Origin of the sequence: Marivita lacus, from assembly GCF_014637725.1 — a bacterium.
In the GTDB taxonomy this organism is placed as follows: Bacteria; Pseudomonadota; Alphaproteobacteria; order Rhodobacterales; family Rhodobacteraceae; genus Marivita; species Marivita lacus.
This window is the reverse complement of record NZ_BMFC01000001.1, coordinates 288388-309162: the sequence shown is the minus strand read 5'-3', so window position 1 is coordinate 309162 and position 20775 is coordinate 288388. Positions and strand designations below refer to the sequence as shown.

Genomic DNA, 20775 nt, shown 5'->3' with positions numbered 1-20775 from the left:
GTTGCCATGACCCATCTTGCCCCTCTCCGCCGTGCGCTTTTGTCCGTTTCCGACAAGACCGGACTTGTCGATCTTGCCAAGGCGCTGGATGCGCGGGGTGTGGAACTGCTGTCCACCGGAGGATCGGCCAAAACGCTGCGCGACGCGGGCGTGCCGGTCAAGGACGTGTCCGAAGTAACCGGCTTTCCGGAAATGATGGATGGCCGGGTGAAGACCCTGCACCCGATGGTGCATGGCGGATTGCTGGCCCTGCGGGACAATGACGATCACGTCGCGGCGATGTTCGAGCACGACATCAAGGCAATCGACCTCTTGGTGGTCAACCTCTACCCGTTCGAGGAAACCGTCGCCAAGGGTGCCGATTATGACACCTGCATCGAGAATATCGACATCGGCGGCCCCGCGATGATCCGCGCTGCGGCCAAGAACCATGCCTTTGTGAGCACGGTTGTGGATGTCGAGGATTACGACGTGCTGCTGGCGGAACTCGAGGCCAATGACGGCCATACCACTCTGGCCTTCCGCCAGCGTCTGGCCCAGATCGCCTATGCGCGCACTGGTGCGTATGACGCTGCCGTCAGCACGTGGATGGCGGAAGCCATCAACGCAAAGACCCCGCGCCGCCGCGTCTTTGCCGGGACTCTGGCGCAACCGCTGCGTTACGGCGAAAACCCGCATCAGGGGGCTGCGTTCTATCATGACGGCTCCAACCGTCCGGGTGTCGCGATGGCGGAACAGCTTCAGGGCAAGGAGCTGAGCTACAACAACATCAACGACACCGATGCCGCGTTTGAACTGGTGTCGGAATTCCTGCCGCGCAACGGCTATGCCTGCGCGATCATCAAGCACGCCAACCCCTGTGGCGTTGCGACGGGCCGGACGTTGAAAGAGGCCTACCAAAAGGCGTTCGACTGTGACCGCACCTCGGCTTTTGGGGGCATTGTTGCGCTGAATTCGACGCTGGATGGTGAAACTGCCGAAGCGATTGCCGAGATCTTCACCGAGGTGGTGATTGCCCCTGGTGTCGATCAGGATGCCAAGGACGTGTTCGCGGCCAAGAAGAACCTCCGCCTCTTGATGGCGCCGGGTCTGGCCAACACCGCCGCGCCGGGTCTCGCTTGGAAACAGGTGTCCGGCGGCATTCTTGTGCAAGACCGCGACAACGGGCGGCTCGAAATGAATGACCTCAAGGTGGTCACCAGGATCGCACCGACCGATGACCAGATGCGGGATCTGCTGTTCGCCTGGACGGTGGCAAAACACGTCAAATCCAACGCGATCGTCTACGTCAAGGACGGCGCAACCGTGGGCGTTGGTGCTGGTCAGATGAGCCGTCTGGACAGCGCCCTCATTGCCGCCAAGAAGGCCGAGCGCATGGCCGAGGCGCTGGGCCTTCCGGAACCGCTGACCAAAGGCAGCGCCGTGGCCTCGGATGCGTTCTTCCCCTTTGCGGACGGCCTGATGGAAGCCGCTGCCGCAGGCGCGTCCTGCGTTATTCAGCCGGGTGGGTCGATGCGCGATGACGAAGTGATCAAGGCGGCGGATGAGGCCGGTCTGGCGATGGTCCTGACGGGAATGCGCCACTTCCGGCACTGAATTTGACCATCCGGTAAAATTCCGGAGCAGGGCAAAGGAGACAACATGCGTCTGGTGGCCATCGTCGCGGCGGCGGTGTTTGTGATCGACCAACTCACCAAGTGGTGGGTTGTGCACGTGATGGAGCTTGCCCGCGTCGGCGCGATCGACGTTTTCCCGCCCTACCTGAACTTTCGCATGGCGTGGAACACCGGTATCAATTTCGGGCTGCTGTCGGGGCAGGCCGATTGGACGCGCTGGATTCTGATCGCGGTCGCGCTGGGGATCGTGCTTTTTGTCGTGGTCTGGATGCGCCGTGACCCGCCGGGCCGCACCGGGCTGATCTTTGCGGGTCTGCTGATCGGCGGCGCGCTGGGAAACGTGGTGGACCGCCTGCTTTATGGCGCTGTGGCAGATTTTCTGAACATGTCCTGTTGCGGTTTCACCAATCCCTATGCTTTCAATGTTGCTGACATTTCGGTGTTTGTGGGCGCAATCGGGCTGGCACTGTTCTCGGGCGGGAAAAACGCCTCGTGACGGGCGCGGCAGGATGGGTTAAAGCGGAACTGAGGCGAATACGGAGGCGGGCAGACAACATGATGCCGCGCGCATTGATCATAGTGGCACTGGTGGCATTGACCGCCTGCGGATCCCGTCAGGACACGGCGGATCGGGACACCAACCTGCGCCAATTGCGCAATTCTTCAGGCTCGCCCGAGGAATTCTCGATCGTGCCCAACAAGCCGTTGCAAGCGCCCGAAACCCTTGCCGAACTGCCGCCGCCCACACCGGGCGGCACGAACCGGACGGATCAGACCCCGCTTCAGGATGCGGTTGCAGTGCTGGGTGGAAACCCGTCCCGTCTAGATCCGCAGGCCGGGATCGGCGCGGGTGATCAGGCGCTGGTGACACGGGCCTCGCGCTTTGGCCGGGAATCCGACATCCGTGCAGAGCTTGCCGTGGCGGATCAGGCCTTCCGCGAACGCCGGAGGCTGTTCAACTGGCGGATTGTGCCCGAGGATACCTATAATCGTGCGTATCGCGATCAGGCGCTTGATCCGTACGCTTCGCTCGAAGCGGCGCGTCGTGCCGGCGCGTTGACTCCCTCGGCCCCGCCAGAGTGACAGAGTGCGCCTTCGGGCGCCGCAAATGCTCACGAAACCGTTGGGATGCTTGAAGTTGGCTGCGCACGTCGTACCTTACTTCAAAACCAAGGAGATTTGCCGATGCGCCGCCTGATTGCCCTCGCCGGGGCGTTCATTCTTGCTGCAGCGCCGTTGCGCGCGCAAACCATCGAGGACCAGGTCACCACCTTCCAGCTTGAGAACGGTATGGATGTCGTGGTGATCGAAGACCACCGTGCCCCTGCCGTTGTTCACATGCTCTGGTATCGCGCCGGTTCGGCGGACGAACAGCCGGGCGTGTCGGGTGTGGCGCACTTCCTCGAGCACCTGCTGTTCAAGGGAACCGAAAAGCTGGAGCCGGGTGAATTCAGCGAGATCGTCAAGGCCAATGGCGGCACCGACAACGCGTTCACCAGCTACGACTATACCGGCTATTTCCAGCGCATCGCAACGGACCGTCTGGGACTCATGATGGAAATGGAAGCGGACAGGATGAAAAACATCCAGCTTGACCGCGAAGACATCCTCACCGAACGCGACGTGATCATCGAGGAACGCAACCAGCGGGTCGAGAACGATCCGGCAGCGCTGTTCCGCGAGCAGACCATGGCCGCGCAATACCTCAACCATCCCTACGGCACGCCGATCATCGGCTGGCGGCACGAGATGGTGAACCTCGATCTGGACGATGCGCTGGCCTATTACCAACAGTTCTATTCGCCCAACAACGCGGTTCTCGTGGTGGCCGGTGACGTGATGCCCGACGAAGTACTGGCGCTGGCGCAGCAGCACTACGGCCCGATCCCGCGCAATGAGGCTTTGCCTGAACGCGCGCGTCCGGCAGAGCCGCCGCAGATGGCCGAACGGCGCCTGTCTTTCAGCGATCCGCGCGTGGCGCAACCCTATGTAATGCGCAGCTATCTTGCTCCGGAACGTGATCCGGGCGACCAGCGCACCGCAGCGGCCTTGACCTTGCTGGCCGAAGTTCTGGGCGGCTCGCAAACCTCGGTTCTGCCGCAGAAACTGCAATTCGACGAAAAGCGTGCCGTCTATGCCGGGGCGTTCTACAGTGGGCTGTCGCTCGACGATACGACATTCGGAGTTGTGAATGTTCCGGTGCCCGGAGTCACCCTTGAGGAGGCCGAGGCAGATATGGACCGCGTGATAGCGGACTTCATCGAGACAGGTGTCGATCCCGTTCAGTTGGACCGCATCAAGTTCCAGCTGCGCGCGTCGCAGGTCTATGAACTGGACAGCTCCAATTCGCTGGCCCGCCGCTATGGCGCGGCGCTGACCTCGGGTTTGACGGTCGAGGATGTGCACGCATGGCCGGGCATCCTGCAATCCATAACGCCGGAAGAAATCATTGCCGCCGCGCAGGCGGTGTTTGACCGCGACAATGCCGTAACCGGGTTTCTTCGGACGGCCGAGGAGGTGACACAATGAAGGCCTTTGGTTCCCTGATCGCGGCCCTGCTGATTGCAGCGGCACCTCTGCGGGCGGAAATCGACATCACGGAAGTGACCAGCCCCGGCGGTGTGAACGCATGGCTGGTGCAGGAAGAGACGATCCCCTTCGTGGCGTTGGAGCTGCGGTTCAAGGGCGGCGGGTCACTCGATCTGCCGGGCAAGCGTGGCGCGACGAACCTGATGGTCGGTCTGCTCGAAGAAGGGGCCGGAGACCTCGATGCCCGTGAATTTGCCGAACGTGCCGAATCGCTGGCGGCGAGTTTCGACTTTGACATCAGCGACGACGCGGTCTCGATCTCGGCGCGGTTCCTGACCGAAAACCAGGACGAGGCGCTGGCCCTGTTGCGCGACGCGATCACGCAGCCGCGGTTCGACCAGGCGGCGATTGACCGGGTCAAGGCCCAGATCGTGTCGGGCATTCGGTCGGATGCGCAGGACCCCGACGATCTGGTAGGCGCTGCATTCGACAGCATGGTGTTCGGAGACCATCCCTACGGATCCTCCATCGAGGGTACCGAGGAGAGCGTGGCGGCCCTGACCCGTGACGATCTGCTGTCGGCCTACAAGGGCGCGCTTGCACGGGACCGGGTTTACGTGGGTGCGGCCGGTGACATTTCCGCCGAAGGTCTGGCCGCGCTGATGGACAAGCTGCTGGAGGACTTGCCCGAGACCGGTCTTCCGCAAGCGCCGGATATAGACGTGTCGACCGAAGCGGGTGTGACCGTTGTGCCTTTTGACGTTCCGCAATCGGTGGCGATCTTTGGGCACGAAGGCATTGCGCGGGACGATCCCGATTTCTTCGCCGCCTTCGTGCTGAACGAGATCTTGGGCGGTGGCGGGTTCGAGGCGCGGCTGATGGAAGAGGTGCGCGAGAAACGCGGGCTGACCTATGGCGTGTACAGCTACCTTGTTCCCAAGGATCATGCCGCGCTTTACCTTGGCCGCGTATCAAGCGCCAATGACCGCATCGCGGAGGCCATCGCGGTGATCCGTGACGAGTGGTCCAAGATGGCTGAAAACGGTGTCACTCAAGAGGAACTGGACGGTGCCAAGACCTATCTGACCGGAGCCTATCCGCTGCGGTTCGACGGCAATGGTCCGATCGCGAATATCCTTGTCGGAATGCAGATGGACGGTCTTCCGGTTGACTATGTGAACACCCGCAATGCGCAGGTGGAGGCAATCACGCTCGAGGATATCAAGCGGGTCGCGGCGCGTATCCTCAAGCCCGAAGCGCTGCGATTTGTGGTGGTCGGTCAACCCGAGGGGCTCGATTCCTGAATTTTACCGGTTGGTAAAAGAAAGGCCGCGCTGCAAGGGCGCGACCTTTTTCGTTGTCGATCTGCCTCGGGTCAGTTCAACAGACCCGCATGACGCAGGCCGTTGTCGATCAGGTCGCGCGTCGGCTGCGACACCGGGAAAAGCGGCGGGCGCATTTCTTCGTCACAGAGCCCCAGACGGCTCATCGCGTATTTCGCACCGCACAGGCCCGGTTCCACGAAGATGCTGTGGTGCAACGGCATCAGGCGATCCTGAAGCTCCAGAGCGGTGATGTAGTCGCCCGCAAGCGTCGCCTCCTGCATCTGTGAACACAGCGCCGGAGCCACATTGGCCGTGACCGAGATCATGCCCATGCCGCCTTGCGCGTTGAAGCCGTGCGCGGTGGCGTCCTCGCCCGAAAGCTGGACGAAATCCGGACCGCAGGTGATGCGCTGGGCGCAGACGCGGGCCAGATCGCCGGTTGCATCCTTGACGCCGATGATGCGCGACAGTTTCGCCAGTTCGCCCATCGTCCTGGGCAGCATGTCGACGACCGACCGGCCGGGGATGTTGTAGATGATGATCGGCAGGTCACAGCTGTCGTGCAGCATGGTGAAATGCCGGATCAGCCCGTCCTGCGTCGGCTTGTTGTAGTAGGGCGTCACCACCAGACCCGCCTGCGCGCCCGCCTTTTCCGCATGCTGCAGAAAACGGATCGCTTCGTCGGTGTTGTTCGAACCGGCACCGGCGATGACTGGGATGCGCCCGGCGGCGGCCTCGATCACGAAGGTCACGACCTCTTCGTGTTCGGTATGGCTCAGCGTCGGGCTTTCGCCGGTGGTGCCGACCGGCACAAGGCCGTGGCTGCCCTGATCGACATGCCAGTCCACAAGCTGTTTGAGCGTGTCAAAATCCACTGCACCGTTCTTGAACGGTGTGACCAGTGCAGGCATCGACCCTTTGAACATCGTCACGCTCCTTTTCGTGTGTGGCTTTGCGCCGTTGCGCCCGTCCCGCGAATGTGAGTTGAAGGTCGCGGTATGCGGGTTATCCTTTAGCGAGCCGTCTATCCTGTTTCATCGGAGAAAATGCAAGCCATGTTTCGGCGTATCGCGATCCTGACGGTGGTTCTTCTGGCTATGCCCTTCAGCGTTCTGGCGCAGGGCAATGGCCGCCCGCTGGAACGCGCGATGGACCTCATGCGCGGCGGCAATTGGGCCGCCGCCCAGATCGAGGCGCGCGGTGATGGGCAGGCGGCGCTGGACGTGATCCTGTGGCATTATCTGCGCGCCGGTCTGGGATCGCCCCGCGAGGTGCAGGATTTTCTGTCGCGCAATCCCGATTGGCCGGGGCTGCCGTTTCTCAAGGAAAAGAGCGAAGGCGCGATGACCGCCGCCTCAGCCGAAGCAATCCGGGCCTTTTTTGCCGATCATGTGCCGGAAACCGGGGCGGGGGCGTTGTCCTTGGCGCGTGCGCTGTTGACGGCGGATGACCGCGCAGCAGCAGATGCCGTGATCCTGCGGGCGTGGACAACGCTCACCCTCACATCGCAAGAGCAGGACACATTTGCAGCCCAGCATAGTGACCTGCTCAGGCCGCATCACGCCGCGCGGCTGGACGCGATGCTGTGGCGTGGAAGTACCAGCAATGCCCGCGCCATGCTGCCGCTGGTCAGCGAGGATTGGCGCGCGCTGGCCGAGGCGCGAATTGCACTGCGCGAGGATGCGCCCGGGGTCGACACACTTATCGAGGCCGTGCCTGCCGCGCTGAGTTCGGATGCCGGGCTGGCCTATGAAAGGTTCGCGTGGCGCGTGCGCAAGGGGCGCACCGATGACGCGGTTTCACTTTTGCAGGAGCGGTCCGCCTCGACCGAAGCGTTGGGGCGTCCGGATATCTGGGCGCGGCAGCGCAACGACCTCGTTCGGCGTCTGATGTGGGACGGGCAGTACAGGACCGCCTATGACCTGGCTGCCAATCATCACCTGACGGAAGGATCGTCCTTTGCCGATCTCGAATGGCTGGCGGGCTACCTGTCCCTGCGGTTTCTGGATGCGCCCGAGCGTGCCGTGACGCATTTCCGCGCGCTGCGCGGTGGTGTCGAATCGCCGATCTCGCTGGGCCGGGCCGGGTACTGGCTGGGCCGGGCGCTCGAGGCTTCGGATGATGCGGCGGGTGCGGCGGATGCCTATGCGTTTGGCGCGCAATACCAGACGTCGTTCTACGGGCTGTTGGCGGCCGAGGCGGGCGGTCTGCCGCCCGATCCGCTCTTGGCCGGAACAGAGATGTTTCCCGACTGGCGTGATGCGGCGTTCACGCAGTCCTCGGTCTTTACCGCTGCGATCCTCTTGCTCGATGCCGAGGAAAATGTGCTGGCGGAGAGGTTTCTGACCCATCTCGCGGAATCGCTGGACCGCGGGCAGATCGGCCAGATGGGCCAGATGCTTGGTGATCTGGGGCTGCCGCATGTGCAGGTGATGCTTGGCAAGCGGGCGGCGCAATTCGGGCATGAACTGCACGGTCCCTACTATGCGCTGCATCCGCTGGCCGAGGTGGATCATCCGGTGCCGACCGAACTGGTGCTCGCGATTGCACGGCGGGAATCCGAATTCGATCCCCGGGTGGTGTCTCCTGTCGGCGCGCGCGGGTTGATGCAGGTGATGCCACGCACCGCCGAGGAAGTGTCGGACTGGCTCGGTGTGGACTATTCCGAAAGCCGGCTGTTGTCCGATCCCGTCTACAACGCCGTGTTGGGTGCAGCCTATCTCGAGCGGCTGGCGCGGCAGTTCGACGGCAACGCGGTGATGATGGCCGCTGGGTACAACGCAGGGCCCAGCCGGCCGGTTCGCTGGATGGAGGAACGTGGAGATCCAAGGCGCGGCGAGATGGATATCATCGACTGGATCGAGCATATCCCGTTCACCGAAACCCGGAACTACGTGATGCGGGTCACAGAAAGCTTGCCGATCTACCGTGCGCGTCTTGGGCGCGATCCGCACCCGGTGCCGTTTTTGGAAGAGCTGAAAGGCTCAACGCTTCTGCCGCTGACGCCACAGGGTGAATAGACCGGCACCCACGATCAGGCTTGCGCCGAAGACCACATTGGGGCGGATCGCCTCTCCGAACACCAGGATGCCGAGGCTCGCCGCAAAGGGCAGTTGCAGGTAGGCAAAGGGCTGCACCGCGCTGGCTTCGGCCACGTCGTAGCATTGGATCAGCAGGTAATGCCCGGTGGCGCCCGTGACGCACAAGAGCGCCATCATGGCCCAGTCGATGGGCACCATGGGTTCCCAGAACCAGATGCCTATGGCGGTCATGAACACGGCTCCCACCGTGCCGGTCCAGAAAAAGCTGGTCGCGGCGCTGTCCTTGCGGGCGGCATATCGGGTGAGCAGGCCGTAAAGCGCGAACATGAAGGCGGCGATAGTTGGTATGATGGCAAGCGGCGTAAACACGCCGAAGCCGGGTTGCAGGATGAACAGGATACCGACAAAGCCGACGCCGATAGCCGCCCATCGCCGCCAGCCCACCTGTTCGCCCAGGATCGGGCCGGAGAGGGCCGCAATGAGCAGGGGATAGCAGGCAAAGATCGCGTGGCTTTCGACAAGGCCCAGATAGGTGAAGCCAAGTACCATCACGCAGATCTCGGCCGCCAGCAGCAGCCCGCGAAAGCCTTGCAGCCACGGTTGCGTGGTGGCGGCGGCGGCCCGCAGGCCTCCGGCGCGGCGGCTGGCGACGAACATCACGAAGGCCGCGAAGAACCAGTAACGGATCATTACGACCATCAGCACGTTGTATTCGCTGGCCAGATGCTGCGACAGGCCGTCCTGCATGGCAAAGACAAAGGTGGTCGCCACCATGAGCCAGACGCCGAGGCGGTTGTTGGTCTCGGTCATGTGTCGGCTTTCCGCGCGATGGTCATGTGGCGTTTGCGGCCGAAGCCGGGGATGCGCGTGGTGATCAGACCCGCTGCGTCCAGCGCACGTCGGACATGACCCGCAGCAGTATAGGTGGCCGCAGTGCCGTTCGGGGCAGTATTCTGCGCCACGAGACTCAGCAGATCGGGTTGCCAAAGCTCAGGGTTCTTTGCAGGGGAAAACCCGTCGAGGAACCACGCGTCTGCGGGTCGGGTCATGCTGTGCAGGGTGTCGCGGGCATCCCCCTTGACCAGTGTGAACTTAAGGTCGGGCAGGGTGATTTTGCGCGCATGGTCAGCCCAGAACGGAGCAAGCTCGTCGGCGATGGGTTTGATCTCTGGGAAGGCCTGCTGCGCGCGGATCATGTCGTTGGCATTCATCGGGAACGCTTCGAAACTGGTGAAATGCAGCGTGCCTGTCTGCCCGCTGGACCGCCAGAGGTCGAGTGTCGCCAAAAGGTTCAGGCCCGTGCCGAATCCGAGTTCGGCGACATGGAACCCGTCACTGAACCGCGCAGGCAGGTCGTTGCCCGTCAGGAACACGTGCCGTGTCTCGGCCAGCCCGTTGTCGAGCGAAAAATAGGGGTCGTCGAACCGGCGAGAGACAGGGACATCCCCATCGCGCCAGTCGAGCGGTTCCGTCTGGAGTTTCATGATGACATACCTTAGCGACGGCGCGACCTTGGCGAGGAGTAGACGGAATGGCAATGCCTGAAATCACAGTGCGCGGGGCCGGGATCTTCGGCCTGAGCATCGCATGGGTTCTGACCCGACGCGGTGCATCGGTGCGGGTGGTCGACCTCTATGGCCCAGGGTCGGGATCGAGCGGCGGATTGGTCGGTGCACTGGCTCCGCATGTGCCGGAAAACTGGAACGACAAGAAGGCATTTCAGTTGGACAGCCTGCTGATGGCCGAAGCCTTCTGGGCCGAAGTGCAGGTGGCAGGCGGCGTCGATCCGGGCTACGCCCGCACGGGGCGGGTGCAGCCGATCGGTGACGATCAGGCGCTTGGACTGGCGCGGGCACGGACCCACGGCGCGCGCGACCTGTGGCAAGGGCGAGCCGTGTGGGAGGTGATCCGCGTCGAAGACGCCGGGGATTTCGCGCCGCTCTCGCCAAGCGGTTACCTGATCCGCGATACGTTGACCGGCCGCATGCATCCGCGTCAGGCCTGTGCCGCGCTGGTCGCTGCCTTGCGGGCAAAGGGTGTTGACGTGGTGCCCGAGGCTCCAGACCGGGGCGCGGTGATCTGGGCGACAGGCTGGCGCGGGTTGCTGGACCTGTCTGAGGCCTTCGCCAAACCCGTGGGCGCCGGGATCAAGGGGCAGTCGGCAGCCTTGGCCCATGATGCCGGTTCGGTGCCGCAGGTGTTTGTCGACGGCTTGCACATCATCCCCCATGCCAACGGAACCGTTGCCATCGGATCGACCAGCGAACGGGACTTTGACACGCCGGACGGTCTGGACGCGCAATGCGAGGACCTGATCGCCCGCGCCGTTGCGGCCATGCCCATGCTTGCAGATGCGCCGGTCGTGGACCGCTGGGCAGGGGTGCGGCCACGGGCGCGCTCCCGAGCGCCGATGCTGGGCGCGTGGCCGGGCCGCGACGGGCATTTCATCGCCAATGGCGGGTTCAAGATCGGGTTCGGCATGGCACCCAAGGTCGCCGAGGTGATGGCCGATCTGGTGCTCGAGGGCCGCGACAGCATCCCCGACGGGTTTCGTGTCGAGGCGTCTATGTGACCGGTGTTGCTTCGATGGCACGCGCTATTTCGGCCACACCAGGGTCGATGCGCGCTTGTGCGATGGAGCTGTAAGCCAACCGGTAATAGTTGCGCGGCGGGTCCTCGCCCGCGAAAAACGCGGTGCCCGGTTCGATCAGCACGCTGACGCTGCTCAGGCGTTTGGCCAAGTCCTCGCAGTCGACATGATCCGGCGCGCGCATCCAGAAGCTCGATCCGCCATGGGTGCCTTTGCCGGCGATGGTCAGCCCGTGTTTTCGGATCGCGTGTTCCATGATCACCCGACGGTCGTTGAGCGCCTTTCCAGTGCGGCGGATCAGGCTGTCGTAATGGCCAAGGCTGAGGAAATAGGCGGTGGTGCGCTGGGTCAGGCCCGGCGGGTGCCGCAGGACGGACGCCCGAAGCGCGCGGGCCTCGCGGATAAAGGGAGCCGATCCGACAAGGTAGCCGAGGCGCAGACCGGGAAAGAGCGATTTGGAAAAGCTGCCGACATAGATCACCCGCCCATCCGCATCGAGGCTTTTGAGGGCAGGCATGGGCGGCTTGAGATAGGCCATCTCGAATTCGTAATCATCCTCGACGATCAGCGCATCAAGAGCGCGGGCGCGTGCCAGCAGCGCCTGCCGCCGCGCCAGCGGCATCGTGTAGGAGGTGGGGCATTGATGGCTGGGCGTGGTGAAGATCACGTCGGTTTGTTCGGGGATGTGTTGAGGGGGCAAGCCGTCCTGATCGACATCGACGGCGCTGAGATGGCAGCGGGACTGGGTCAGGACCCCGCGCAGGGACGGGTAGCAGGGATTCTCGATCACCGCGCGTCGCCGCTGCGTGAGCAGGACCTGGCTGGTCATCCAGAGCGCGTTCTGCGCGCCCATGGTGATCAGCACCTCGTCGGGGTTGGCGGTGATCCCGCGCCGGGGAAGGGTGTGGCGAAGGATGAATTCGACCAGTTGCGGGTCGTCCTGATCGAAATAGTCGCGGGTCAGCGCTCCGAAATCCTTTGCGCCCAAAGCCTGCAGCGCGCAGAGCCGCCAGTTGGCGTGGTCGAAAAGCTGCGGATCGGTCTGACCATAGAGGAAGGGATAGCGATATTGCGCCCAGTCCTGCGGTTTGACCAGCGTCGCGGTGCCGGTGAACCTCTGGCCCAGAGCGCGCGACCAGTCCACTGCGTCTTCCTTGCGGGGCGTGTCTTCGAAATGTGGCGGTTCCGGTGCGTCGTCGGACACGTAATACCCGGAGCGACCCCGCGAGGTCAGGTAGTCATTTGCGAGCAGTTCGGTATAGGCCAGCGTCACGGTGATGCGGCTGACCCCCAGATGCTGCGCGAGTTTGCGGCTGGAGGGGAGTTTTTCGCCACGGCGGAAGCGGCCCGACAGGATGCCTTCGGCCACCATCTGTTGAATGCGGGCCTGCAGCGTGCCCTTGGTGTCGGGCTTGAGAAAAAAGTTTTCGACCGGGATCGCCATGAGGGGAGTCTAGATTGGACTTATCGGCTTGGCAATCTGGTCTTACGCCGGGAAATAGCGGGACGCGATGTTTCACGCGCGCAGTTCTTGAGATTTCGTTAAGGTGGTACGGAAGACACGGATGAGATGGAATGCCCCCCATCCGAGTCATTGGTGTCAAAGCGCCTTATTCGGACCAGCTCACGCCGGTCAGGTCCGTGGCCTGCGTCGGCGCGTTCAGCCAGAGCCCTTTGATCCGTGCGTCTGCCACGGTCGGAAAGGCCAGTTGGAACAGGTAGCCGTTGACGTAATCATCCGCGATCATCGTTTGCGCCTGTGCGACAAGCTCGGATCGCAGAGCCGGATCGCTTGTCGTGCCCAGCGTCTTCATCAGGTCCTGGAAGGCCGGATTGTCATACTGGAAATAGTAGTCGGGCCGCGCATAGATCCCGATGTCGAAGGGTTCGGTGTGGCTGACGATGGTCAGGCCGAAATCCTTGCCACGGAACACCTCTTCGAGCCATTGCGCCCATTCGAGATTGGTGATCTCGGTCTCGATCCCCACCGCACGCAGCTGTGCCGCGATGATCTCACCACCGCGCCGCGCATAGGAGGGGGGTGGCAGTTTCAGCGTCGTGGTAAAGCCGTCGGCAAACCCTGCCTCGGCCAGAAGCGCCTTGGCCTTTTCCGGGTCGTGGTTCGATTGCGCGGTCAGGTCTACATAGTCGGGATTGTGCGGCGCGAAATGTGTGCCGATGGGCGTGCCAAGCCCGAACATCGCACCGTCTATGACCATTTGGCGGTCGATGGCATGGGACACGGCCTGACGCACTTTCACGTTGTCAAAGGGCGGCAGCTTGTTGTTCATCGCAAGGATTGTTTCGCCCTCGGTCGATCCGACAAGCACCTGAAAACGCGGATCGGCTTCGAATTGCGGCAGGTTTTCCGGCGCAGGGAAGCCCGCGAAGGCGTCGATATCCTGTGCCATCATCGCGGCAAAGGCGGCGGTTGGATCGGAGATGAACTTGAACGTGGCTGCTTCGAGCGCAGGCGCGTCGCCCCAATAATCGGGATTGCGGGCAAGCTCGATGCAGTCGCCCTGCACCCATTGCTGGAACGTGAACGGACCGGTGCCAATTGGCGTCTGCTTGATGTCTTCGATGCTTTCCGGCGCCACGATCACGGCATCGCCCCAGGCCATGTTGAACAGGAAATTGCCATCGGGTGCAGAGAGTTTCACCTCGACCGTTGTGGGGTCGATGACCGCCACCTCTTCGATGCCTTCGAACAGCGGTTTCTGCGCATTGGCGCTGTCTTCGGCGCGGGCGCGGTCGAGGGTGAACTTGACATCCTCGGCATCCATGGTGGTGCCGTCGTGGAAGGTGACGCCGTCGCGCAGGGTGAAGGTGTAGGAGGTGCCGTCCGCGTTGATCTCCCAGCTTTCCGCCAGTCCGGCCACGACCGAGCCATCGGACATGAACCGCGTCAGCCCTTCGAACACGTTGGAATAAAGCACCGAGTCGATGGCCCCGGCAGCAGCGCTGGTCGGGTCGAGATGCGGTGGTTCGAGCTGCAGCGCGATGGTGAGGTCGGTTTGCTGCGCCAGAGCAGGAGTTGTCAGCAGCGCGGCCAAGGCGGCCCCGCGAAGGAAATGAGCGGTCATGGTGTCCCTCCAGTTGTTGCGGTGAGTGTCACGTCAAATCACGCCGCGATCAAGCCTCTGCTTTTTCGTGTGGGGTCGGCTTGTGGTCTTGCGGCGGAGCGAGGGGCTCTGCCCCTCGCGCTCCCCGAGGTATTTATCAACCAGAGAAGCCTAGGGGAGCAGCAGGGTCTCCAACGCACGACCCATGACCTTGGCGCTGTCGAGCATGTCGGTGATGCCGATCCATTCATCCGGTTTGTGCGCTAGTTCCAGCACGCCGGGACCGTAGGCGATGCAGTTCTTCAGCTTGCCGATCCGGTCGATATGTTTCTGGTCGTAGCTGCCGGGCGAGGCGACGTAGGTCGGGTCCTGGCCCAGCACATCGCGGATCGCGTCATGCACGGTGGTGACGATGGGCGCGGACTTGTCGGTCATTGACGGGATCACGCGGTTGATCTCCCGAATCTCGTAGTTGAAATTTGCGCGCCGCGCCTTCAGGTCATCGAGCAGGTCGATCACCTCTTGCCGGACCGCGTCGATGGGTTCTTCCATCAGGAAACGGCGGTCGATGACGATGCGGCAGCTGTCGGGCACGCAGTGCGCGGGCAAGCCAGTGTAGTCGCTGGGCTGTTCTGGCTGACCGCCATGGATCGAATTGATGTTCATGGTCGATTGCCGCGCGCCTTCGGGGACCACTGGCATGTCGGTCCAGCGCGACGCCATCGCTGAGTAAAGCGTTTCCTCGAACGCGTGCAGCACAGCGCCCATATGCCGGACTGCGCAATCGCCGAGGAAGGGCATGGAGCCGTGGGCAATCTCGCCCTTGGTTTCGATCTCGGCCCACCAGCCGCCGCGATGACCCAGGCAGATGCGATCCTTGTTGAGCGGTTCGGGGATGATCACGTGCTGCACGCGCTCAGGCGCGAACCAGCCCTGTTCGGCCAGGTAGGCGACACCACCATAGCCGCCGGATTCCTCGTCTGCTGTGCCGCTGATTTCGATGGAACCGGCATAGTCCGGATGATGGGCGATGAACGCCTCGGCGGCAATGATCGACGCGGCAAGACCGCCCTTCATGTCGCAGGCGCCGCGACCGTAGATCCTGTCATCCTCGACCGCGCCGCCGAACGGATCGCGGGTCCAGCCGTGACCGATTTCGACCACATCGGTGTGGGAATTGAAATGCACGCAGGGGCCGGGAAGGGTGCCTTCATGGCGGGCCACAAGGTTCCAGCGCGGATAGCGGTCGCTGTCGCCGGGGGCACCTTCGGCCCGGATCCATGTGGTCTCGAAACCTGAACGGGAAAGCCGACTGTCCAGCAGATCGCAGATCGCTGCATAGTTTTCGCCCGGCGGGTTCAGGGTTGGAATGCGGATCAGCTCTTGCGTCAGCGCGATCAGGTCATCGCGCGCATCATCGATCCGGTTAAAAAGCCCGTCGCCCATCTGCTACTACCTCGCTTTCGCGGCCAGTGTCGCGGTGGTTGGCGGGCTTGGCAAGGCTCAGCGCCACTGGAGGGGTGGCAGTGTTCCGATCGGGATCGGCCCCAGCAGGACGGTCCCTCGGTTCAACCCGAGGGTCACGTCCAGCGCATCGCGCGCGCCGTTGAAGGTCGACAGCATCGACAGCAGGTCGATCAGCCCATCGCTGAGCGCAGGTGGAAGAGCGCTGCTGTCGCGGGCGGCGGCGATGGCCTCACGCCAGTTTTCGGCACTTAGGGTGATTTCACCACTGGCACGCCCGTCGCTGTCCAGTGTGGCGTCGCCGGTCACCTTGAAGGTGACCGAACCATAGGTGATCTCGGAGCGGTGCAGGGTGATGTCGGTGATCTGTGCCGGCCCACCTGTCAACGCGTCGAAGGACAGGGGCTGGTCAAGGCCAAGGTCGACTTCAGCCCGAAGCGAGGCAAGAGAGTCCGGTCCGATCTGCGGAACGGACTGCGGCGAGGTTGCGGCCATGCTGCCGATGGACAGTGCAATCCGGTAGGTCGAGGGCGTTGTTTCGATCTTTTGAAGGGCTGCGTTGACGTCGGCCATGGCGAGCGCCTGATCCTGACCCGTCAGATTGAGAACCGTCGCCTCGAGATTGGTGCGGATCAGCATGCCGTCCTCGTGTACCACGCTGGCGCGCAGTCCATCCGATGTGATGGCGATGTCGCCTTGAGGTGTGGTCAGGGTTTGCGCATCGGGCCATGCTACGATCACGTGACCTTGTTTATAGCTGAGGGCGAGGATTTGCAGGAACTGGGCCTGCCAGCCCATGCCGCCATCCCCGGCGGCAAGCTGAGGGTCGGTGATGGTGAGGTCGGTACGGTTCGGAAAACCGCGCACGGTCAGGTCGGCATACTCCGCCTGAAGACCGGCGGCGCGTTGACCCGCGAACCAGTCCGCAACGCTGCTGCGCAGATCATGGGCCGCGTAGAACCACCAGCCGCTATAGGCCAATGTGGCCAAAATGATCGCCACCAGAAGACGTTTCACCCGCGCACCCCCTTTTTTCCGCCGCGCCTTTGGTGTTTACCGCGCCGAGAAAGGCAGGACCAGCATCATGACGCTTTGGGTATTCGGGTACGGATCGCTTTTGTGGAACCCCGGCTTCACTCCGGTCGAAACAGCACATGCCACGCTGAAAGGCTATGCGCGCAGTTTTTGCATGCGGTCGATCCACCATCGCGGCACAGAGCAAGACCCCGGCCTTGTGTTGGCGCTGGATGCGCAGCCGGACGCGGCCTGTGACGGGCTTGCGATGCAGATGCACGAGGCGGAATACGAGGCCACGATGGCCTATCTGCGCGACCGGGAACTGGTGTCGTCGGCCTATCTGGAAAAGATCCTGCCGCTGACATTCAAGGACGGGCGTGAGGTCATGGCGGTCACCTACGTGATCGATCCGGATCACGTGCAGTATTGCGGTGCGCTTGATCTCGAAGAGCAGGCGCAGATCATCGCGTCGGCGGTCGGCGGACGCGGGCCGAACAGCGAATACCTGTTCAATACGGCGTCACATTTGTCCGAGTTGGGCATTCCTGATGCAGAACTCGACTGGCTTTGCACGCGCGTGAGGGCCTTGGTCGCTTAACGGCTTGGCGATTGGCGGCGAACCGCCTAGTGTGCCTAGCGAAGAACAAGAAACGCGTCAGGAACTGTCCGAATGGATCAGCCGGACATCGAGGCCGAGCCACAATTCTCCCAGCCTGTGCGACAGGTGCTGATGATGCTCCTTGTTCTGGGGCTCACAGGCTTTGGCGGCTTTCTGGCCTTGCCACGGGTCTTGCCCGTGTTCGAGGCGAACCCCTATCTGAACGGGTTCATCCTGTTCGTCTTTGCCATCGGTGTCGTTGCCTGTTTCTGGCAGGTCTGGCAGTTGATCCAGTCGGTGCGCTGGATCGAGCATTTCGCGCAGGAGCGCGAGCGCGGGTTCCAGAGCAAGGCACCTCTTTTGCTTGCGCCCTTGGCGACACTTCTGCGGTCGCGCAACAAGCGGATGCAGATCAACACTGCGTCGACACGGTCGATTCTCGATTCCGTGGCGACCCGGATCGACGAGGCGCGCGAGATCACGCGCTACATCGTCAACCTGCTGATCTTCCTTGGCCTTTTGGGCACATTCTACGGGCTTGCCACAACGGTGCCCGCGCTTGTCGATACGATCCGGGGGCTTGCGCCCGAAGACGGCGAAAGCGGGGTCGAGGTGTTCGCGCGTCTGATGGACGGGATGGACCAGCAGCTTTCGGGAATGGGCGTTGCCTTTGCGTCGTCCTTGCTCGGGCTCGCCGGGTCGCTCGTTGTCGGATTGCTGGAACTCTTCGCCGGGCATGGCCAGAACCGGTTTTACCGCGAACTGGAAGAATGGCTCAGCACGATCACCAAGCTGGGCTTTTCCAGTGGCGATGCCGAAGGCGGCGACATGGGCACCACCGGCGTCATCCTTGACCAGATGGTCGAGCAGATGGAGGCGATGCAGCTTTTGTTCGCCCGGTCCGAAGAGGGCCGGTCCGAGGTTGAATACCGTCTGGGGCAGCTGAGCGATACGCTGGAACGCATGACCGAACGGATGGAAGCGACCGCACCCAGTGCCACCGCCTTTGCGCGCATTGCCGACAGTCAGGATCGTCTGATCGACGTGCTGACCCACAAGACCGAGAACGAAGGGCTGGATGCAGAAAGCCGCATGCGGCTGCGGTCGATCGATGTGCAGATGTTGCGCATCCTCGAAGAGGTGGCCGCCGGGCGTCAGGAAACCATGGCGGAACTGCGCACCGACCTGAACGCCATTGCCCGTGCGCTCGACCGCATGGCCCGCAACGCAGGGCGCAAGACCGACAAAGGCGAGGGCTGAGACATGGCCCTGTCACGTCGCACCGGAGCCCGGTTTCAGGCCTCGATCTGGCCCGGCTTCGTGGATGCGATGACCGGGCTTTTGCTGGTGCTGATGTTCGTGTTGACCATCTTCATGGTGGTGCAGGCGGTGCTGCGCGACACGATCACCGGGCAGGAGAACGAACTGAACACGCTGTCCTCGGATATTGCCGAATTGGCCCTCGCGCTGGGCGTGGAACAACAGCGCACGGCATCGCTGACCAACCAGTTGGGCGCGTTGAACGCCACGCTGGATGACACGCAGGCGCGGTTGACCGAGCAGGACGCGATCATTGCCTCCCTGTCGGCCACGCGGGATCGGCAGGCGGCAGCGCTTGAGGCGGCGGATGCGCGGATCGCGTCGTTCGAGGAACAGGTGGCCGGGTTGTTGTCTGACCGGGATACCGCGCGGGAGCAGGTGGCCGATCTGACGGAGACGCGGAACCAGTTGCTCTCGGAACAAGAGGCGCTGAACCTTGCGCTGGCCACTGCGCGTGGCGAGATCGACGAACAGGTCGAGGCGGCGCGTCTGGCGGCGGCCCGGCGTGAGGCGCTTGAAGCATTGCTGGCGGATCTGCGCGCCGAGAATGCGGAAACGACGGAACAGGTCGGAACGCTTGCCGCGCAGGTTGCCGATCTTGAAGCCGCGCTGACCGAGGAAGAGGCAGCGAAGCTGGCAGAGGCCGCTGCTGCGGAGGCATTGCGCGCCCGGTTGGAAAGCGCGGATGCCGAACTGACCGCGATGACCATGGCTCTCGAGGAGCAGCGGGCGCGGGCCGAGGAGACGCTGACACTTCTGGCTGCGGCGCGCGAGGCCGAGGATGATCTGAACGCGCGATTGGCCGCAGCACTTCTGGAAGGGCGCGAGTCGACTGCCGCGGTGCAGGCGCGGCTTGATGCGGCACTGGCAGATAGTGAGCAGAGACTCGCCGCGTTGCAGGCGCAATTGGAGGCAACGGTCGAGCAAGGCGATGAAACCGAAGCCGACCTGCGGGCGCAATTGGCGGAGCAGGCCAACCGGATCGCGACTCTGGAACGGGACATAGAAACGTCACAGGGCGATCGCACGACGCTGTCCTCGCTCGAGGCGCGGCTGTCCGAGGCCTTGGTCCGCGTGTCAGAGGCAAACGCGCTCGAGGCGCGGCTGGATCAGTTGCGCGCCGAGAATGCGGCCTTGACGACCGACCTGACGGATCAGGAACAAACCACCGCCGAAATGCAGGCGACGCTGGATGCCCTGCGACAGGCGCTGGCAGAGGCACAGGCGGATGCCGCACAGCGGATCGAGAGCGCACAGACACTGGAGCAAAGCCTTGCCGCCGCGCTTGCCCAGCAAAGCGCGACCGAGACCACGCTGGCAGAAACACGCGATCAGTTGGCTGCGGCGCTGGCTGCCCAGATTGCCGCGGAAACCGCGTTGGAGGACCGACTGTCCGAAACCGAGCAGCGCCAGCTTTTGCTGGAACAGGCGCGGGACCGTTTGGATGCCGAAACCCAGCGCGCGACCGAGGCGCAGCGGCAGACAGAATTGCTCAACCAACAGGTTGGCGCGTTGCGCCGCCAGTTGGCGAGTTTGCAAAGTCTTCTGGACGATTCCAAGGCGCGCGATACCGCGGCGCAGGTCCAGTTGGAAAGTCTTGGCACCGAGCTGAACACCGCCCTAGCGCGTGTCGCGTCCGAAGAACGGCGGCGGCGGCAGCTTGAAGAGGCGGAGCGCCAGCGGCTGGAGGAAGAACGGCAGAGGCTCGAAGCGGAAAAGCTGCGGCTGGCAGGGCAGAACCAGGATCTGGAACGGTACAGGTCCGAGTTCTTTGGTCGTCTCCGCGAGGTTCTGGGCGACCGCGAGGGCGTGCGGATCGAAGGGGACCGCTTCGTGTTTTCCTCCGAAGTGCTGTTTCCGCCGGGTGGTGCCGGTTTGTCCGAGGGCGGACGCGCTCAGATCGCGAATGTGGCCGCCATTCTGCGCGATGTCGCACAGGAGATCCCAGAGGGCATCAACTGGATCATCCGGGTGGACGGGCACACGGACAACCTGCCGCTTTCGGGGCAGGGGCTTTACGCAGATAACTGGGAATTGTCTCAGGCGCGGGCGCTGTCGGTCGTGCGCTACATGATCGAAAATCTGGGTATTCCGCCCCGACGTTTGTCTGCCAACGGGTTTGGGGAATACCAGCCTGTCAACACCGACAGCACAGCAGAGGCGCGGGCGCAGAATCGGCGGATCGAACTGAAACTGACCGAGCAGTAAGC

The 20775-nt window shown here is 63.1% G+C and carries 17 protein-coding genes; 10 read left to right on the top strand and 7 right to left on the bottom strand.

Annotation, left to right across the window (positions count from 1 at the left end; genetic code table 11):
* Window positions 1–6: 6 nt before the first annotated feature.
* From purH to IEV82_RS01600, 5 genes are all read left to right on the top strand, one after another.
* On the top strand, window positions 7–1596 hold the full coding sequence (gene purH, locus IEV82_RS01620; RefSeq protein ID WP_188480201.1) for a bifunctional phosphoribosylaminoimidazolecarboxamide formyltransferase/IMP cyclohydrolase: 1590 nt from the start codon (window positions 7–9) through the stop codon (window positions 1594–1596).
* A 45-nt stretch (window positions 1597–1641) separates the two neighbouring features.
* Entirely contained in the window at window positions 1642–2112 is a 471-nt protein-coding gene (gene lspA, locus IEV82_RS01615; protein WP_188480200.1) for a signal peptidase II, read from the top strand.
* A 62-nt stretch (window positions 2113–2174) separates the two neighbouring features.
* On the top strand, window positions 2175–2699 hold the full coding sequence (locus IEV82_RS01610; protein WP_188480780.1) for a DUF3035 domain-containing protein: 525 nt from the start codon (window positions 2175–2177) through the stop codon (window positions 2697–2699).
* 102 nt (window positions 2700–2801) lie between these two features.
* On the top strand, window positions 2802–4145 hold the full coding sequence (locus tag IEV82_RS01605; RefSeq protein ID WP_188480199.1) for a M16 family metallopeptidase: 1344 nt from the start codon (window positions 2802–2804) through the stop codon (window positions 4143–4145).
* On the top strand, window positions 4142–5449 hold the full coding sequence (locus IEV82_RS01600; protein ID WP_188480198.1) for a M16 family metallopeptidase: 1308 nt from the start codon (window positions 4142–4144) through the stop codon (window positions 5447–5449). The genes IEV82_RS01605 and IEV82_RS01600 overlap by 4 nt, the downstream gene beginning before the upstream one ends.
* Before the next feature lie 71 nt (window positions 5450–5520).
* On the opposite strand, the gene dapA is transcribed toward IEV82_RS01600, so the two are convergent.
* Window positions 5521–6396, bottom strand: a complete 876-nt coding sequence (dapA, locus tag IEV82_RS01595; protein WP_188480197.1) for a 4-hydroxy-tetrahydrodipicolinate synthase — start codon at window positions 6394–6396, stop codon at window positions 5521–5523.
* A 129-nt stretch (window positions 6397–6525) separates the two neighbouring features.
* On the opposite strand from dapA, the gene IEV82_RS01590 reads away from it, so the two are divergent.
* Window positions 6526–8490 (top strand): lytic transglycosylase domain-containing protein, encoded by a 1965-nt coding sequence (locus IEV82_RS01590; RefSeq protein WP_188480196.1) that lies wholly within the window; start codon window positions 6526–6528, stop codon window positions 8488–8490.
* Here the strand turns inward: IEV82_RS01590 and IEV82_RS01585 are convergent.
* On the bottom strand, window positions 8455–9321 hold the full coding sequence (locus IEV82_RS01585) for a DMT family transporter (protein WP_188480195.1): 867 nt from the start codon (window positions 9319–9321) through the stop codon (window positions 8455–8457). The two genes, IEV82_RS01590 and IEV82_RS01585, sit on opposite strands and share 36 nt — an antisense overlap.
* Complete coding sequence (mnmC2, locus tag IEV82_RS01580; protein ID WP_188480194.1) at window positions 9318–9995, bottom strand: tRNA (5-methylaminomethyl-2-thiouridine)(34)-methyltransferase MnmC2; 678 nt, start codon at window positions 9993–9995, stop codon at window positions 9318–9320. The genes IEV82_RS01585 and mnmC2 overlap by 4 nt, the downstream gene beginning before the upstream one ends.
* 47 nt (window positions 9996–10042) lie before the next feature.
* Between mnmC2 and IEV82_RS01575 the strand changes: the two genes are divergently transcribed.
* On the top strand, window positions 10043–11083 hold the full coding sequence (locus tag IEV82_RS01575; RefSeq protein ID WP_188480193.1) for an NAD(P)/FAD-dependent oxidoreductase: 1041 nt from the start codon (window positions 10043–10045) through the stop codon (window positions 11081–11083).
* Here IEV82_RS01575 and pdxR read toward each other — a convergent pair.
* From pdxR to IEV82_RS01555, 4 genes are all read right to left on the bottom strand, one after another.
* A complete protein-coding gene (pdxR, locus tag IEV82_RS01570; protein ID WP_188480192.1) occupies window positions 11076–12545 on the bottom strand; it encodes a MocR-like pyridoxine biosynthesis transcription factor PdxR in 1470 nt (489 codons plus the stop codon). The two genes, IEV82_RS01575 and pdxR, sit on opposite strands and share 8 nt — an antisense overlap.
* A 166-nt stretch (window positions 12546–12711) precedes the next feature.
* Window positions 12712–14187, bottom strand: coding sequence for an ABC transporter substrate-binding protein (locus IEV82_RS01565; protein WP_188480191.1), 1476 nt, complete (start codon window positions 14185–14187; stop codon window positions 12712–12714).
* A gap of 150 nt (window positions 14188–14337) precedes the next feature.
* Window positions 14338–15612: an acetylornithine deacetylase/succinyl-diaminopimelate desuccinylase family protein gene (locus tag IEV82_RS01560; protein ID WP_188480190.1), complete on the bottom strand. Its 1275-nt coding sequence runs from the start codon at window positions 15610–15612 to the stop codon at window positions 14338–14340.
* Between the two features lie 57 nt (window positions 15613–15669).
* On the bottom strand, window positions 15670–16647 hold the full coding sequence (locus tag IEV82_RS01555) for a DUF2125 domain-containing protein (RefSeq protein ID WP_188480189.1): 978 nt from the start codon (window positions 16645–16647) through the stop codon (window positions 15670–15672).
* Between the two features lie 67 nt (window positions 16648–16714).
* Here IEV82_RS01555 and IEV82_RS01550 point away from each other — a divergent pair, with 67 nt between their 5' ends.
* From IEV82_RS01550 to IEV82_RS01540, 3 genes are all read left to right on the top strand, one after another.
* Window positions 16715–17245: a gamma-glutamylcyclotransferase gene (locus IEV82_RS01550; RefSeq protein ID WP_188480188.1), complete on the top strand. Its 531-nt coding sequence runs from the start codon at window positions 16715–16717 to the stop codon at window positions 17243–17245.
* A 72-nt stretch (window positions 17246–17317) separates the two neighbouring features.
* A complete protein-coding gene (locus tag IEV82_RS01545) occupies window positions 17318–18505 on the top strand; it encodes a biopolymer transporter ExbB (RefSeq protein WP_188480187.1) in 1188 nt (395 codons plus the stop codon).
* Between the two features lie 3 nt (window positions 18506–18508).
* The gene (locus IEV82_RS01540) at window positions 18509–20773 is read left to right on the top strand and encodes a peptidoglycan -binding protein (protein WP_188480186.1); all 2265 of its coding nucleotides are present in this window, start codon (window positions 18509–18511) and stop codon (window positions 20771–20773) included.
* The last annotated feature ends 2 nt before the right edge of the window (window positions 20774–20775 follow it).

Excerpts from the sequence above, each read along its gene's own strand:
- purH (WP_188480201.1), top strand. The coding sequence starts at position 7 with ATGACCCATCTTGCCCCTCTCCGCCGTGCGCTTTTGTCCGTTTCCGAC.
- lspA (WP_188480200.1), top strand. The coding sequence starts at position 1,642 with ATGCGTCTGGTGGCCATCGTCGCGGCGGCGGTGTTTGTGATCGACCAA.
- IEV82_RS01610 (WP_188480780.1), top strand. The coding sequence starts at position 2,175 with ATGCCGCGCGCATTGATCATAGTGGCACTGGTGGCATTGACCGCCTGC.
- IEV82_RS01605 (WP_188480199.1), top strand. The coding sequence starts at position 2,802 with ATGCGCCGCCTGATTGCCCTCGCCGGGGCGTTCATTCTTGCTGCAGCG.
- IEV82_RS01600 (WP_188480198.1), top strand. The coding sequence starts at position 4,142 with ATGAAGGCCTTTGGTTCCCTGATCGCGGCCCTGCTGATTGCAGCGGCA.
- dapA (WP_188480197.1), bottom strand. The coding sequence starts at position 6,396 with ATGTTCAAAGGGTCGATGCCTGCACTGGTCACACCGTTCAAGAACGGT.
- IEV82_RS01590 (WP_188480196.1), top strand. The coding sequence starts at position 6,526 with ATGTTTCGGCGTATCGCGATCCTGACGGTGGTTCTTCTGGCTATGCCC.
- IEV82_RS01585 (WP_188480195.1), bottom strand. The coding sequence starts at position 9,321 with ATGACCGAGACCAACAACCGCCTCGGCGTCTGGCTCATGGTGGCGACC.
- mnmC2 (WP_188480194.1), bottom strand. The coding sequence starts at position 9,995 with ATGAAACTCCAGACGGAACCGCTCGACTGGCGCGATGGGGATGTCCCT.
- IEV82_RS01575 (WP_188480193.1), top strand. The coding sequence starts at position 10,043 with ATGGCAATGCCTGAAATCACAGTGCGCGGGGCCGGGATCTTCGGCCTG.
- pdxR (WP_188480192.1), bottom strand. The coding sequence starts at position 12,545 with ATGGCGATCCCGGTCGAAAACTTTTTTCTCAAGCCCGACACCAAGGGC.
- IEV82_RS01565 (WP_188480191.1), bottom strand. The coding sequence starts at position 14,187 with ATGACCGCTCATTTCCTTCGCGGGGCCGCCTTGGCCGCGCTGCTGACA.
- IEV82_RS01560 (WP_188480190.1), bottom strand. The coding sequence starts at position 15,612 with ATGGGCGACGGGCTTTTTAACCGGATCGATGATGCGCGCGATGACCTG.
- IEV82_RS01550 (WP_188480188.1), top strand. The coding sequence starts at position 16,715 with ATGACGCTTTGGGTATTCGGGTACGGATCGCTTTTGTGGAACCCCGGC.
- IEV82_RS01545 (WP_188480187.1), top strand. The coding sequence starts at position 17,318 with ATGGATCAGCCGGACATCGAGGCCGAGCCACAATTCTCCCAGCCTGTG.
- IEV82_RS01540 (WP_188480186.1), top strand. The coding sequence starts at position 18,509 with ATGGCCCTGTCACGTCGCACCGGAGCCCGGTTTCAGGCCTCGATCTGG.